Raw genomic sequence first — 16,549 nt, forward strand, 5'->3', positions numbered from 1 at the left:
ATATCAGGCCTCTTTCTCAGCTGTCGCGACCTTCGCGGTCGCGGCGGACGGATCATGGTCCATCGGCTCGGGATTGATGTCGACATGTTCGGCCATGCGTTCCACCTGCGACAGTTTGGCAAGCGCAAGGGTCACCGCCCCCACCACCGTCAGGAACACACCAAGATCAAAGCCCATGGCAGATGCCAGCTCAAATTCGCCGACAATCGGCAGATGAACATGGACAAAGCCACTGGTCAGGAACGGCAGCCCCGCCACCCAGGCCGAAAGCCCCGTAATGGCCGCGGCAATCACGCCAAGCCCGATCATGCCGTGGTAATTGGCCTTCATGCGATTCTGGGTCCAGCCAAAGCCCGACGCCATATATTGCATGACCAAGGCAACCGAAACGACCAGACCGGCAATAAAGCCACCACCTGGCTCGTTATGACCGCGCAGGAAGATGTAAACCCCCACCAGAAGCGACAGCGGCAGCATCACGCGCGTTGCAATGACCATCATCATCGGATGACGGTCTGCCGACCGGCGATTATCGACCACCCAGCTTGCAAGGCGTTTGGCGGCCTCGCCCTGGGTGACGGTTTCAATCAGGGCAAAGATCGACAATGCGGCAATGCCAAGAACAATGATCTCGCCAAAGGTATCAAAACCACGGAAGTCAACGAGGATCACGTTGACCACGTTGGTGCCGCCACCTTCGGTTTTCGAATTGGCCAGATGAAACGCCGAAATCGAATTGGGCAGTTCACGGGTCATGATCGCCCAGACAGCCCCACCCATGCCAAGACCGGCCGCGATTGAAATCACCCAGTCGCGGAATTTGCGCCCCGGCTGGCTTTCTTTCGGGGTTTCCTTTGGCAGGATGTTCAACGCCAGCAACATCAGGATGACCGTTACCACCTCGACCGAGATTTGGGTCAGGGCAAGGTCAGGTGCCGACAGATAGATGAAGCCAAGCGAGACAATCAAACCGATGACCCCCACCAGAAGAAGGGTCAGAAGCCGGTTATGATGCATCGCGACCGCCGCGATACAGGTCCCGACCAGAAGCACCCAACCAATGGCGGCAGGCGGCGAAACGGCCAGAAGTTCGCGCGTACCAGCGGTGTGATCGGGTTCGGCATAGAAACCCGAAAGCCCGATGGCTATGGCGGCAAAGATCATGATCGCCAGATAACGTTGCAGCGATCCGTTCTGAAGATTGTCGGAAATCACGCGACTAAGCGCCACGACCTTGACGATCAGACAATCAAACATTGCCTTTGCATCCGGCCGCGACAGGTTGGAGGTTACCGACATCAGGCCGCCATGACGCAGAAGAATAAGCGCACCGGCAATCAGGGCAATCACGCTCATGCCAAGTGCCGGGGTCAGGCCGTGCCAAAGTGCCAGATGATATTCCGGAAGGTTCCCCCCCGTGACCGCATTGGCCGTGGCCGCAACCAGCGGTCCGGCAATGGCCGCCGGGAACAGACCGATCAGAACCACCAGAACCGTCAGAAATGCGGGCGGTGCCCACATGCCAAACGGCGGGTCATGGGGATGATGGGGCAGTTCGTCACGGGTTTTGCCAAACCAGACATGGAAGATAAAGCGCAACGAATAGGCGACCGAGAACACCGCACCAATCGTTGCCAGCAACGGTACAAGCCAGTTCTGATCGAACCAGACGGTATGCCATGCTTCTTCCAGCATCATTTCCTTGGACAGGAACCCGTTCAGCGGAATGATCCCGGCCATCGATGCCGCCGAAATGATCCCGATGGTCCCGGCAATCGGCATCAGGTTCAGCAACCCGCCCAGACGGCGGATATCGCGCGTTCCGGTCTCATGGTCAATGATCCCGGCGGTCATGAACAGGGCCGCCTTGAAGGTTGCATGGTTGATGATATGAAACACGCCCGCAACGGCGGCCATCGGCGTTCCGAAACCAAACAGCATGGTCACAAGACCAAGATGGCTGACGGTGGAGTACGCCAGAAGCCCCTTAAGGTCATGTTTGAAAATCGCAATCCAGGCGCCCAGCACCATGGTCACGAGGCCCGCACTCGCCACGATATAGAACCATTCCTCCGTTCCCGAAAGAACCGGCCACATGCGCGCCATCAGGAAGATACCCGCCTTGACCATGGTCGCCGAATGCAGATAGGCCGAAACTGGGGTCGGTGCGGCCATGGCATGCGGCAGCCAGAAATGGAACGGGAACTGTGCCGATTTGGTAAAGCAGCCCAGCAGGATCAGAACAAGGGCTGGCACATAAAGCGGCGACGCCTGGATCAGGTCGGCATTTTGCAGGATCACCGTCAGATCATAGGACCCGACGATATTTCCAAGGATCAGCATCCCGGCAATCATCGCAAGTCCGCCTGCCCCGGTCACGGTCAGCGCCATACGCGCGCCCTGACGACCTTCGGGCAGATGCTTCCAGTAACCGATCAGAAGGAAGGATGACAGCGACGTCAGTTCCCAGAAAATCAGCAGAAGCAGGATGTTGTCGGACAGAACAATACCGACCATCGCGCCCTGGAACAGCAGCAGGAACACATAAAACCGCCCCATCGGATCGTCTTTCGACAGATAGAACCGGGCGTAAATGATGATTAGCAAACCAATCCCGAGGATCAGGGTCGCAAACAGCAAACCCAGACCATCAAGAAAGAAGGTCACGTTCAATCCAAGATCGGTCAGCCAGTCATAGCGGACCTGAAACACTTCGCCGCCAATGACGGCGGGTGCCTTGGCGATAAGCAGGATCAAGGCAAGCAGCGTGACCGAGCCGGTAGCTGTGGCGCACGCATTGCGCCCGGCCCTGATCATGACGGCGGGTAACACCGCCCCAAGGAAGGGAAGCAAAACAATGAGGGTGAGACTCATGAAAGACCCTTATTTTTGGAAAACGCCGCAGCGCCCCCAATTTGCGCAACAGCAAGAAAATTCTGGCAGAAAGTAATATTTGTACTGAAAATGGTCAAGAAAACCCAACCGGCGCAGTTTTTTACCTTCCGGTTGTCAAGTGAAGCGGATCACCGCCCATTTTCATTGTTTCAGTTCAAAATTATCGCCGCCCCCCTGCCAGACGGATCGCTTCGGGCATGTTGCGCAACCGGCCCATGGCAATGAAACCCAGTAACGGCCCCACCGCCAGCATGGCAAACGCCCCCCACCAGCCAGACGCGTCGGCAATCACCGGCACCAGATGGATGGATCCCAGTGCAATGATAAAGCCGATGGCATTTTGCAGGGTCAACGCTGTTCCGACCTGATGGGGATCGGCCAGCTCGATCACGCAGGATGAAAATTGCGCAGAATCGGCAATCACCGAAATGCCCCAGACGATACAGACAACAATCAGGATCGGGATCGACGCATCGCCAAGCGCACCGGCAACAAGTGCGCAGATGCCACTGATGGCCATCGCCGCCATGGTCACCGTCGTCCGGCCGATCCGGTCGGCCAGCAAACCGCCCGCAAGGCTTCCGAACGCGCCGATACCAACAATCGCAAATGTCAGAAGAGCCGCCCAGATACCGGGATTATCAAATTCCCGCCCGGAAAGCGCCCCATACAGGAACAACCCGATCCAGCCCCACATGGCATACAGTTCCCACATATGCCCGAAATAGCCATAGCACGCATGACGCAATGGTTTGTTCGCCCAGATGTGCCCGACCATACGCGGATCAAATCGCGGGGATTTGCACGGTGTCCCGCCCAGTTTGACAAACAGGATCGCCACACCCGCGATATAGGCCGAAATACTAGCTGCCACGATCACCATGCGCCAATCGAGTGGCACCGCCACCGCAAACAGATGCGGCAGAGCCGACCCCATGGTCAATGCCCCAACCAGCAAGCCGACCAGAAACCCGGTATCACCGCGAGACCAGGTAGCGACCATTTTCATGCCAATGGGGTAAATCCCTGCCATGCAGATACCGGTAATCAGGCGAAGCCCGATCACAACAACCCCGTCGACGGGCACAGCAAGGATCAGGATATTGGCCGTCGCGGCAATGAATGCCGATGCCGCCCAGAAATGCCGCGCTTCGACCCGGTCGGCCAGACCGAAAAAGGCGCTGATCAAAGTCCCCAATACAAACCCCAGCAAGACCGAACTGGTAAACAGGGATGATTGAATGGCACCAAGGTCAAACTCGGCGCGCAATTGCGGCAATACCGCCGTTGCTGAAAACCACAGCGAAAGCGCCATCAACTGGCAAATCGTAATCATGCCAACGGCAAATGGCTTGCCTGCCTGCGCCATGCTTTCCCCTGTAATCATTCAAACTTATGCGCCATCATACATTCCCAAAGGGCGATGAACAGTGTCCCCATGCACAAAACAAAAAAATGCCGCCCGAACGAAGCCGGACGGCATCAAGTTTCCCGAGCGGGAATGAAAAATATCGAAGCCCTCTTGACGGGTCCGGTCCCGTGACGGGACAGCGTCAAAAAGGGTTCTGGCGCTTGCTCAGGAATAGTCGCGCTGGTCGTCGATCACCTTGCCATCATTGGGCAAGCTGCCCGGTGTTGCGATTTCGACCTTGCCGCGCAGCTTGCAGATCGAATGCAGGCTATCCATCACCGCATCGGCACTGAACCCGGCGGCATCGGTTTCACAGGCCAGCGTCATGACATCGACATCATTTTCACGGGTCACGATCAGGCGCGCCTTGCCGATATCAGCATGTCGTTTGACGACCTCCGCAATCTGATGCGGATGAACAAACATGCCTTTGACCTTGGTAGTCTGATCGGCACGGCCCATCCAGCCTTTGATACGCATATTGGTCCGCCCGCACGGGCTTGGTCCGCTTGCAATCGCCGAAAGATCACCGGTGGCAAACCGGATCAGCGGATAATCCATATTAAGGCTGGTAACGACAACCTCGCCCACCTCGCCCTCGGCCACCGGGTCGCCGGTGCCGGGCCGCACGATTTCAAGGATGATGTCCTCGGCAACGATCATGCCGCTTTTGGCATCGCTTTCATAAGCAATCAGCCCCAGATCCGCACTGGCGTAACATTGCAGCATGGCAACACCGCGTTCGGCAAACCAGTCGCGCAACGACGGTGGCAATGCTTCGCCTGAAACAAGTGCACGGGTGATGGATGAAACATCCCCGCCCAGTTCGTCGGCCTTTTCCATCAGGATTTTCAGGAACGACGGCGTCCCTGAATAACCGGTCGGTTTCAGGTCGCTGATCGCCTTGATCTGGGCTTCGGTCTGGCCAACACCGGCTGGGATCACCGCACAGCCACACGCACGTGCGCCGCTGTCAAAAATAAAGCCCCCCGGCGTCAGGTGATAGGATAGGCAGTTATGGATGATATCGCCCGGCCGGAACCCGGCAGCAAAAAACGCGCGCCCCATCCGCCACCAGTCATCCCCCTTGCCTTCGGGATCATAAATCGGGCCCGGACTTTGGAAAATACGGCCAAGGGCCGGAACCGGTGTTGCATTCAACCCGGCAAAGGGCGGGTTTTCCGCCTGCATGGTGATCAGATCGGATTTGCGCGTCACCGGCAATTTTGCCAGTGCCTCGCGACTGTTGATCGTCTGCGGATCAACACCTTCAAGGATACGGCCAAACCCGGCGGCCTTGCTTTTTGCGTGATGAATAACCCGCGGCAATGCCGCCATCAAACCGGTTTCACGGTCTTTGGGGCTTCGGGTTTCACTGGCATCGAAGAAGGTATTGAGCATGATGGCCGGGTCCGTTTTCTGGTCATTGAAAGGCGGCGAACACGTGTTAAAGCCAGCGTTTGCGGCGCTTGTATGATTTGATGTTCTTGAAGCTTTTGCGTTCTTCCGAACCACCGCCAAGATAGAATTCCTTGACGTCTTCGTTGTTCAGAAGTTCGTCACGGGTACCATCCAGAACCACCTTGCCGCTTTCCATGATGTAACCGTAATCGGCAACCTTCAGCGCAAAATTGGCATTCTGTTCCACGATCAGCATGGTAATGCCCTGTTCGCGGTTGATCTTTTCGATGATCCCGAACACTTCTTTCACCAGCAAGGGTGACAGACCCATCGACGGTTCATCAAGCAAAATCATTTTCGGGCGGGCCATCAAGGCCCGGCCGATTGCCAGCATCTGCTGCTCCCCGCCCGAAAGGTAACCTGCAAGTCCGGTCCGTTCGCGTAGGCGCGGGAAATATTCAAACACCATGTCGATATCGTCCTTAACGCCCTTGTCCTTGCGGGTATAGGCGCCAAGCCGAAGGTTTTCGACACAGGTCATGTCTTCGATGATGCGGCGGCCTTCCATGACCTGAAACAGGCCGGAACGCACGATATCCTCGGGATTGCCATTGGCAATCTGCTGCCCCATGAAATTGATATCGCCGCGGGTCACCTTGCCATCCTCGGTCTTGAGCAAACCGGAAATAGCCTTCAGCGTCGTCGATTTCCCCGCACCGTTCGGGCCCAGAAGGGTCACGATCTTGCCTTGCGGGACTTCAAGCGACACCCCGCGCAGGACAAGGATCACCTCGTCATACACGACTTCGATATTATTGACCGACAGCAACGATTCTGCGGTTTCGGTTTTGCGGACCGGCTCTGCCATGGTGTCCCCTTCGATCACGTTCTGATTACATCCCCCGGTGCCGGGGCGGGCGCGCTTTTCGCCACCCCGCCCCGGCACCATCGGGAGACATCCGTCTTCTGACTACGACTTAATAGCCAAGCCAGTCGTCACGGCGCGGCAGGGTCACGGTTGCCGCCTTGGTTACGGTCGGCTCACCGCCTTTGGCACTGCCGTTATAGATATTAACGGTGTTGATGCCGCGATGGTCTTCGGCAGTCCAGGTTGCAGGCATGCAAACGCCTTCAAGACCGGCAGGCACCCAATCCGTACGGGCATACATGCCGGCCTTGATGTTTTCGCCGGTGATGCCGCCATTGGCCTTGGCCCATTCCATGGCTTCTTTCATGTAATAGGCCGAGCAAATGCCGCGGATATAGTGATGGGTGCGGAACTGTTCGCCCGAACTATCGGACATTTTCGAAATTTCGCGCACAAGATCCATGCCCGGTACGCCCTCGTCGGTCCAGAAGCTGGTCATGGCCGGGAAGACATAGTTTTCAACATCACCGATGGTTTTCAGCGTTTCGTAGTCACCTGCCCAGATATTGGCCAGCCATTTCGGGCTTGCACCAACCGTATCGCAGGATTTGACCAGCGAAACGACCGACGGGCCGAGGTTGCCAAGGTAACCATAATTGGTTCCGGCTTCCTTGATCGTCAGGCACTGCGCCTTGAAGTCGCCCGGCTTCATCGAAACGACGACCGGCTCGGTCACGTCAAAGCCAAGTTCGGTTGCGTATTCGGCACAGGCTTCTTTCGGTGCATTCGGATAGGGATGGTTATCCCCGATATGCGAGAAGACCGGTTTGCCCGAACCACCCGATGCTTTCCAATCCTCGGCGGCCCACTGAACCAATGCACGGCAGGCGTCGGAATAGGATGCGCCATAGAAGAAGTTATAAGGTGCCGGTTTCGCGGTTTTCGGGTTTTTGCCGGTCGGGTCGGTCAGATGGCCGGAATAGGACGCGGAATAAACCGGGACCTTGTCCTGGGCCACAAAGCTGATCAGGGCTTCGGTGTCGCCCGTGCCCCAGCCCTGCATGGCGACCATGTTGTTGCGCGAACGCCATTTTTTGTAGTTCGCAATCGCCTGCGGAACCTTATAGGCGTAATCGACCGATTCTGAATCCAGAACCGTCCCGTCAATGCCACCGTGGGTATTGATATACATAAGCGCGTCACGGACACCATCGGCATAGAATTTGCCAATGAACCCGGTCGCCCCGGTGATGTCCATCAGATGACCGACAAAAACCATGTCGTCATCTGCTTTGGCTGCCGAAACCGACAGGCCGGTTGCAACAATCGCTGTCGCAGCAATCAGTCTTTTCATCACGACGTCTCCCTTGGACGTTTTTCTAAACAAAGTAGCCTCCCGGCCTTCGCCGATTTTCGTCCCGATCTTTGTTTTTAAGCGACCGGGTTTCGGCGATATTGATCAGTACGAGAAGGGATAAAGCTTCCAGTACGCCCTGATCTGCTGCCAGCGGTGCGCGAGCCCATCCGGTTCGAAGATCAGGAAAAGGATGATGGCCAGACCGATCGCCATCTCCTTGATATAGGCCAGCCCGTCGGTCACAGCCGTCGAATTGGCCCAGTCGAAAACACTTAAAAGCCCGACACCGTTTTCCATGACTTCGGGCAGCAGAACCATAAAGATGGTCCCCATCAGCGTGCCCTTGACCGAGCCAAGACCGCCAATGATGATCATGCCCAGAAACTGGATCGACAGCAGGATGGTAAAGCCCTCGGCGGAAACGAAGCCAAGGTAATGGCCATACATTGCCCCGCCGATCCCGGCATAGAAGGATGAAATCGCAAAGCTCATCAGACGGTATTTCGTCAGATTGATGCCCATGATTTCCGCCGACAGATAATGATCCCGTACCGCAACAAAGGCGCGTCCGTCACGGGTCCGCATCAGGTTGGTGCCCAGCAAGTACATGATCACTAGGAAGAACAGGCAGACATAGAAGAAGCTGAAATCATCGAGCACTTCATAGCCAAACACATTGACCGGATTTGCCGCCGCCCCATAAGACCCGCCGGTAAACCAGTCAGCCCGGGCAAAAAAATCTTCCAGAATGAACTGGGCGGCCAATGTTGCAATCGCCAGATAAAGGCCCTTGATCCGGGCCGCAGGCAGACCGAACAAAAGCCCGACAGCCGCCGTCATCAGACCGGCCAGCGGGATCGACAGCAAAACCGGAATGCCGGTCGTGTTGTTGATCCAGGCCGATGCAAAGGCACCAAACCCAAAGAATGCCGCATGACCCAATGAAATCTGCCCGGTGAAGCCGACCAGAATATTCAGACCAAGGGCGGCGATGGCAAAGTACGAGATCTGAATGAACAGGTTAACGTAATAGCCGTCCAGAACAAACGGGATCAGCGCGGTTGCGATCACACCCAAAATCGCGGCATTGCGGACAAAGGTGGTATCAAAAATCCGCGTATCCTGTCGGTAGGTGGTGCGAAAATCACCGCAGGGACGCATCGAAAATCCAGCCATAACCTATTACTCCGCCCCTTAGATGCGTTCGATGTCTTTGGTGCCAAACAGACCGTATGGCTTGATGCAAAGAATGATGATCAGCACATAGAACGGTGCGATCGAAAACAGGTTGCCCCAGTGCAGGTACTGACCGTCGACAAACTCGGCGGTGTTTTCCAGAAGTCCGATGATCACACCCCCGACAATCGCACCGATGATTGAATCAAGCCCGCCCAGAATAACCGCCGGGAACACCTTGATCCCGATCACCGAAAGCGCGGATGAAACCCCGTTGACCATCCCGATCACGATACCGGCAACCCCCGATACCAGGGCCGAAATCGCCCAGGACATCGCAAACACGGTTTTCACCGAAATACCAAGGCTTTGCGCGACCTGCTGATCAAAGGCCGTGGCCCGCATCGCAAGGCCCAGCTTGGAATATTTGAAGAACCAGTAGAACGCCGCCATGATCACCAGCGAGATCACGAAACTCATGATATAGGCGGTTTCGATCTGCATCCCCATCAGGTTGACCGACCGTGTTTCAAACACCTGCGGATAGGTCGCCGTGGTCGCACCGAATATCCATTTGGTCGCCGCCTGGAAGAAAATCGAAAGCCCGATCGTCACCATGATCACCGAAATGATCGGCTCGCCAATCATCGGGCGCAGAACCACCATTTGCAAAATGATGCCAAACGCCATCATGAACAGTAATGTAAAGATAAAGCCCAGCCAGAACGGCATATGCATTTCGACAAGGAATGCGTAACAGACCCACGCCCCGATCAACAGGAACTCGCCCTGTGCGAAGTTCACGATCTGGGTCGATTTGTAGATCAGCACGAAACACATGGCGACGACGCCATACAATGTTCCGACAATCAGCCCGTTAAGCAGAAGCTGAAACAGAAGTTCGAAATTCATGTTGCCATCCCTGTAATGGCGGCCCCGCTGCCGATCAGGCAATCGGGGCGCACAGTTTTTATCGCTGCCTTACTCGGCGGCTTTGGGTGCCGTCTTTGCGGCATTGTTCCCGTCCAGATCGACAACCCTGACACTGGTCTGGATGCGGGTTTTTGACCCGTCCTGGAAGGTGATCATGGTGTCGATATCAACCTTGTCATTGCCGGCATAAACCGCATCGATAATGTCGGCATATTTTTCGGCAACCACACTGCGGCGTACTTTGCGCGTGCGGGTCAATTCGCCGTCATCGGCATCAAGTTCTTTATACAGCAGCAGGAAACGCTTGATCCGCTGGGCCTCGGGCAGGGTTTCATTCACCTGCCGAATTTCATCAACGATCATGTCATAAACCTGCGGCTGGGCCGACAGATTGGTATAGTTGGTAAAGGCAATCCCGCGCTGCTCGGCCCATTTGGCCATGATCGAATACCGGATACAGATCATGGTCGACAGGAACGGCAATCCCTTGCCAAGGATGACGGCCTCGGCGATGAATGGCGAGAATTTCAGTTTGTTTTCAATAAATTGCGGCGAGTACCGCACCCCGGTCGATGTTTCCGCCAGATCTTTAAGACGGTCAATCACCACAAGGTGCTGATTGCCTTCCTTAAAGTACCCGGCATCCCCGGTATGCATCCAGCCGTCATGGACATCCTCGTCATAGGACGCCTGATTTTTATAATAGCTGGTGAACATGCCCGATGTCCGGGCAACGATTTCGCCAACCCCGTTTTCATCGGCATTGATGACCCGGATTTCCGAATTATCAAACGCCTTGCCGACCGTATCAAAATCAATGTCGTCGGGCTGATGGATGGTATAGGCCCCGCACAGCTCGGTCTGACCGTAAAGCTGGCGCAACGGAACGCCCATGGCATGAAAGAACTTGAAGGTTTCCGGCCCCATGGCCGCCCCGCCGGTCGCCGCCGAGCGCAAATTGGAAAAGCCCAGCCGGTCCTTAAGCGCATTCATCAGGATCACATCGGCAAATTTCGAATGCCCGCCGTTATCAAGCGCGGTCCGGGCCAAGGCCATGCCGAAATCATACATTTTCTGTTTGAACAGGGTTGAATCCATCATCCGTGCCCGCACATCGGCCGCGATGGATTCCCATACACGCGGCGCCAGCAGGACAAAGTTCGGTCCGATCTCGCGAAGATCGGCCATCATGGTTTCCTGTTCTTCAACAAAATTCACGATCTGGCGGCTGATCAGCGACTGACCGACCACATAAACCTGTTCCATGATCCATGGCAGCGGCAGAACCGAAACATAATCATCCCCGGGATATTTCGGGTCAGCGCGCAAATAGGCTGCGCAATGATCCAAAAAATCACCGGCATTGAGCATCGCCATTTTCGGTTTGGACGTCGTGCCCGATGTGGTGCACAGAATGGCGCATTCATCACCGCGCGTATCAGCCACCATCGCATCATAGGCACCGGGGTCCCTGGCCTCGATCGACCGGCCCAGTTCATAAAGTTTTTCGACATCCATCAACCGCGGATCATCGTATTTCCGCATACCGCGCGGATCGCAGTAAACAATATGCTCAACCGTCGGAATCTGGTCGGCCAGCTCAATCAGCTTGTCACATTGTTCTTCGTCTTCAGCGATCAGAACCCGTGCGCCGGAATAGGTGATCAGATAGGCAACCTCTTCGTGCAGGCTGTCCTGATACAGCCCGACCGACATGGCGCGCAGGGCATGGGCGGCAACTTCGCCCCAAACCCATTCCGGGCGGTTTTCACCGATCAGGCCGATCACATCGCCGGGTTTGATGCCCATGTCGCGCAGGCCAAGCGACATCCACTTGACCCGGTCATTGTAATCTTTCCAGCTAAATTCCTGCCAGATGCCGAATTCCTTTTCGCGCATCGCAACTTCATCGCCCCAATGGCGCGCATTATAGGCCAGCACTTTTGGAAAGGTATCGAGCGCCTGGACATCGGCATATTCCGGGGTATTGCTGCTCATCTTCAGGCCACCTGCTCGTCTTCGTCGGTCACGTCGTCGTCTTCGCCCAGATAGGCTTTTTTGACATGGGCATTGGCCATGACTTCGTCAGGCAACCCTTCGGCAATCTTGCGCCCGAAATCCAGAACCATGACCCGGTTGGAGATATCCATCACAACCCCCATGTCATGCTCGATCATCACCACCGTCATGCCCCATTCTTCATTGAGGTCGATGATAAAGCGCGCCATGTCCTCTTTTTCTTCAAGGTTCATGCCTGCCATCGGTTCATCCAGCAGGATCAGATCAGGGCGCAGCGCCACCGCACGCGCCAGTTCGACCCGTTTGCGAAGGCCATAGGACAGCGTGCCCGCCGTCGCCTTGCGAATATGGGAAATTTCCAGAAAATCAATCACATCCTCGCAGAAACGACGATGTTCAAGCTCTTCCTTCTGCGCCCCGGAAAACCAGTAAAGCGGCCCGGTCAGAAAATTGTTCTTAAGCAGGTGATGCCGCCCGACCATGATATTGTCCAGAACGTTCATATGGCCAAACAGCGCCAGATTCTGGAAGGTACGGCCAACGCCAAGCTCGGCCCGGTCATTGGGCTTAAGCCCCGTGACATCCTGCCCCTTGAAGGACACTGACCCGGTGGTTGGCTGATACCGACCCGAAATGCAGTTCAGCATCGATGTCTTGCCGGCCCCGTTCGGGCCAATGATTGAAAACAGCTCGCCGGGCTGGACGGAAAAGCTGACGTCGCTTAGCGCGCGCACGCCGCCAAACACAAGCGATACGTCGCTGATCTGCAAAATGGGACCCTGTGACGTCATAACGTCGCTTATCCTCCCTGACTTGGGCCGCAGGCACCCCTTTTTCCGGTTGACCGGATTTTAAGGTGGATACCCCGTGCCTCTTGTTCAGTTTCCCTGATGATGTACCGGTTTTTATCTGACCCGGACCTTACGGAAACCGGGCTTGGCACATTTAATACGTATTTAAGTACCAATTTCAGCAAATGACGTCAACGTGTTGCACAGCAACGGATTGACACTTTTCACAAATTCGCGCCGCACAATTTTTGCGTTCTGGTCTGATGAATGCACTTCTACCTATAATTCCGTAAGGTCATCACGACACAACCCGCATACTGAAAGGCTGAAAATTATTGCATCGCAACATTCAGGTTCCTGTTCGCGCTGCACCAACTGTGTTCTGACAAATGCCGAAATTGTCCCCTGTTGCATTCAGGCGATCACCCGATTCGTTCCCCTTCGGACAGGATTTCCCCCAATAGTACAGGCCATCCTCTACATTCGAGTCTTTCCAGATATGGCGGTGATCCTGTGGACTCGCGAATGATCTCCGGGCGGATTTACGGTGTTTTTCACCCGAATCAGATACCTTCTGATTGCCATTACGCGCCAACCATTCACCAATTCGTTGTTATCGCAGGGATTTCAAGAATGACCCTTTTGCGGGTCTGGACTTTCAGGGGGAATTGTGGTGTAACCCCGTGGCACATACATATGTAGCCGTGACCCGCGTCACGAGATACAGATAGCCCACCGCTCGGCGCTCCGACGGTCGGGGTGTCTTGTCACGACAAGCCCTTTAACCACCTTGAGGAGGGTCTGATGTCCATTTGTGGCAAAGACAACCTGCAAACGCGCCGCACGCTGAATGTCGGGGACAAGTCCTACGACTATTACAGCCTTAAAGTTGCTTCCGAAAAAATCGGCGACGTTTCCAAGCTTCCGTTTACGCTGAAGGTCGTTCTGGAAAACCTTCTGCGCTACGAAGACGATTTCACTGTCAAAACCGACGATGTCAAAGCTGTTGTCGAGTGGCTCAAATCCCGTTCGAGCTCGCACGAGATCAACTATCGTCCGGCCCGCGTCCTGATGCAGGACTTCACCGGCGTTCCTGCCGTTGTTGACCTTGCCGCGATGCGCGATGCCGTCGTCAAGATGGGCGGCGACGCCCAGAAGGTGAACCCGCTTTCACCTGTTGACCTCGTCATTGACCACTCGGTCATGATCGACTTCTTTGGCACCGACGACGCACTCGACAAAAACATGGAAGTCGAGTTCGAACGTAACGGCGAACGCTACGAGTTCCTGCGCTGGGGCCAGAATGCGTTCAACAATTTCCGCATCGTTCCGCCGGGGGCTGGCATCTGCCACCAGGTGAACGTCGAACATCTCGCCAAGGTCGTATGGACCGGCAAGGATGATAACGGCAAAACCGTTGCCTACCCCGATACGCTGGTTGGTACCGATTCCCACACCACCATGGTCAACGGCCTTGCCGTTCTGGGCTGGGGTGTTGGCGGTCTCGAAGCCGAAGCAGCCATGCTCGGCCAGCCGATCTCGATGCTGATCCCCGAAGTCGTCGGTTTCAAACTGACCGGCTCGATGAAAGAAGGCATCACCGCAACCGACCTCGTGCTGCGCGTCGTTCAGATGCTCCGCGAGAAGGGCGTTGTTGGCAAGTTCGTCGAATTCTATGGCGACGCGCTGGATCATATGAGCCTGCCGGATCGTGCGACCATCGGTAACATGGCACCGGAATACGGTGCGACCTGTGGCTTCTTCCCGATTGACGATGAAACGCTGAACTATATGCGTAACACCGGTCGTTCCGAAGAACAGATCGCACTGGTCGAAGCATATGCCAAAGAACAGGGCATGTGGCGCGACCCGAGCTTCGAAGCCGAATATACCTCGACCCTTGAACTCGACATCTCGACCGTTGAACCGGCTCTGTCCGGTCCGAAACGTCCGCAGGACCGCGTTCTGCTCAAAGATGCCGTTTCAAGCTTCACCAAGACCTTTGCCGACATGGCACCGGGTGTTGATGCGGATCGTTCTGTTCCGGTTTCGAACGAAAACTTCGCAATGAAAGACGGTAACGTCGTTATTGCCGCCATCACGTCCTGCACCAACACCTCGAACCCGAGCGTGCTGATCGCAGCCGGCCTGCTGGCGAAAAAAGCGGTTGAACTCGGCCTTAAAAGCAAACCGTGGGTGAAAACCTCGCTTGCACCGGGCTCGCTGGTTGTTGCCGACTATCTCGAAAAAGCCGGTCTTCAGACCTATCTCGACAAGCTCGGCTTTAACGTTGCCGGTTTCGGTTGCACCACCTGTATCGGGAACTCCGGTCCGCTGGCCGACCCGATCATCGAGGCAATTGACGGCAACGACATGCTCGTGACCGCCGTTCTGTCGGGCAACCGTAACTTCGAAGGTCGTATCAGCCCGCAGGTCAAGGCAAACTATCTTGCCTCCCCGCCGCTGGTTGTTGCCTATGCCCTTGCCGGTAACCTGAAGGTCGATCTGAACAAAGACCCGATCGGCACCGACAAAGATGGCAAAGACGTCTTCATGAAAGACATCTGGCCGACCAACAAGGAAATCGCGGACACCATCGCATCCTCGATCTCTGCTTCGATGTACAAAGATCGTTATGACAACATCTTTGCCGGCCCGAAACCGTGGCAGGAAATCGAAGTCACCGAAGGCGAAACCTTCGAATGGGATGGCAAATCGACCTACGTCCAGAACCCGCCCTACTTCGTCAATATGGCGAAAGAACCGGGTGCGTTCTCGGAAGTTCATGGTGCACGTCCGCTCCTGATCCTTGCTGACTCCGTGACCACCGACCACATTTCTCCGGCCGGTTCGATCAAGGAAGAAAGCCCGGCAGGTGAATACCTCAAGGCGCACGGCGTTGCGGTTCGTGACTTCAACTCCTATGGCGCACGCCGCGGGAACCACGAAGTCATGATGCGCGGCACCTTTGCCAACATCCGTATCCGCAACGAAATGGCACCGGGCACCGAAGGCGGTGTTTCGGTTCATTACCCGTCCGGCGAACAGGGCTGGGTCTATGATGTTGCCATGCGTTACCAGGCCGAGGGCACCCCGCTGGTTGTCATCGCCGGTAAGGAATACGGCACCGGTTCGTCCCGTGACTGGGCAGCCAAAGGCACCAACCTGCTTGGCGTCAAAGCTGTTCTGGCCGAAAGCTTCGAACGTATCCACCGCACCAACCTGGTCTGCATGGGCGTCCTGCCGTTGCAGTTCAAGAATGGTGAAGGTCGTGCGACTTACAAGCTCGACGGCACCGAAGTCTTCGACGTTCTGGGTATCGGCAACGGTATCAACCCGATGCAGGACGTTACGGTTCGTATCACGCGCAAGGATGGCTCCACCGAAGAGGTCATTGCCACCTGCCGTATCGATACCGAAAACGAAGTCCTTTACTACCAGAACGGCGGCATTCTGCAGTTCGTTCTGCGTAACATGATGAAAGCTGCCTGATTTCGCCTGAAATCAGAAGCCTGCTGAATGCGAAACACCCCCGTCTGTCAAGGACGGGGGTGTTTTTGCGTGGAACGCATCTTTAAATTGCGACAAACCCAAACCACATATATCCATTGATTTATAACAAGTCAGCCGTCCCGACGATTTGATAGGGATGGGTCCTGACTCTAACCAATAATGCCCGCAAACCGGGCACCTGACAG

At 55.6% G+C, this 16,549-nt stretch carries 10 protein-coding genes; 1 reads left to right on the forward strand and 9 read right to left on the reverse strand.

From position 1 onward, the window contains the following. Positions 1-3: 3 nt before the first annotated feature. The 9 genes from BC440_RS05760 to BC440_RS05800 form a co-directional block, all read right to left on the reverse strand. Entirely contained in the window at positions 4-2,874 is a 2,871-nt protein-coding gene (locus BC440_RS05760; protein ID WP_007090208.1) for a monovalent cation/H+ antiporter subunit A, read from the reverse strand. Between the two features lie 181 nt (positions 2,875-3,055). Next, positions 3,056-4,282 carry an MFS transporter gene (locus tag BC440_RS05765; RefSeq protein WP_223304868.1) on the reverse strand — a complete coding sequence of 409 codons (1,227 nt, stop codon included), beginning with the start codon at positions 4,280-4,282 and terminating at the stop codon, positions 3,056-3,058. A 189-nt stretch (positions 4,283-4,471) separates the two neighbouring features. Continuing rightward, positions 4,472-5,707, reverse strand: a complete 1,236-nt coding sequence (locus tag BC440_RS05770; RefSeq protein WP_065701801.1) for an AMP-binding protein — start codon at positions 5,705-5,707, stop codon at positions 4,472-4,474. 46 nt (positions 5,708-5,753) lie between these two features. Beyond that, on the reverse strand, positions 5,754-6,575 hold the full coding sequence (locus BC440_RS05775; protein ID WP_139190050.1) for an ABC transporter ATP-binding protein: 822 nt from the start codon (positions 6,573-6,575) through the stop codon (positions 5,754-5,756). A gap of 109 nt (positions 6,576-6,684) precedes the next feature. Further along, on the reverse strand, positions 6,685-7,929 hold the full coding sequence (locus tag BC440_RS05780; RefSeq protein WP_065701802.1) for an ABC transporter substrate-binding protein: 1,245 nt from the start codon (positions 7,927-7,929) through the stop codon (positions 6,685-6,687). A gap of 105 nt (positions 7,930-8,034) precedes the next feature. Then, the gene (locus BC440_RS05785) at positions 8,035-9,108 is read right to left on the reverse strand and encodes a branched-chain amino acid ABC transporter permease (protein WP_037987222.1); all 1,074 of its coding nucleotides are present in this window, start codon (positions 9,106-9,108) and stop codon (positions 8,035-8,037) included. Positions 9,109-9,126: 18 nt separating this feature from the next. Further along, positions 9,127-10,020, reverse strand: coding sequence for a branched-chain amino acid ABC transporter permease (locus BC440_RS05790; protein WP_037987219.1), 894 nt, complete (start codon positions 10,018-10,020; stop codon positions 9,127-9,129). Between the two features lie 69 nt (positions 10,021-10,089). After that, positions 10,090-12,039: a long-chain fatty acid--CoA ligase gene (locus BC440_RS05795; protein ID WP_065701803.1), complete on the reverse strand. Its 1,950-nt coding sequence runs from the start codon at positions 12,037-12,039 to the stop codon at positions 10,090-10,092. Positions 12,040-12,041: 2 nt separating this feature from the next. After that, positions 12,042-12,851: an ABC transporter ATP-binding protein gene (locus BC440_RS05800; RefSeq protein ID WP_065701804.1), complete on the reverse strand. Its 810-nt coding sequence runs from the start codon at positions 12,849-12,851 to the stop codon at positions 12,042-12,044. An 804-nt stretch (positions 12,852-13,655) separates the two neighbouring features. Here BC440_RS05800 and acnA point away from each other — a divergent pair. Beyond that, positions 13,656-16,343, forward strand: a complete 2,688-nt coding sequence (gene acnA / locus BC440_RS05805) for an aconitate hydratase AcnA (protein WP_065701805.1) — start codon at positions 13,656-13,658, stop codon at positions 16,341-16,343. The last annotated feature ends 206 nt before the right edge of the window (positions 16,344-16,549 follow it).

Source organism: Thalassospira sp. MIT1004, from assembly GCF_001858545.1.
GTDB classification, from domain to species: domain Bacteria; phylum Pseudomonadota; class Alphaproteobacteria; order Rhodospirillales; family Thalassospiraceae; genus Thalassospira; species Thalassospira xiamenensis.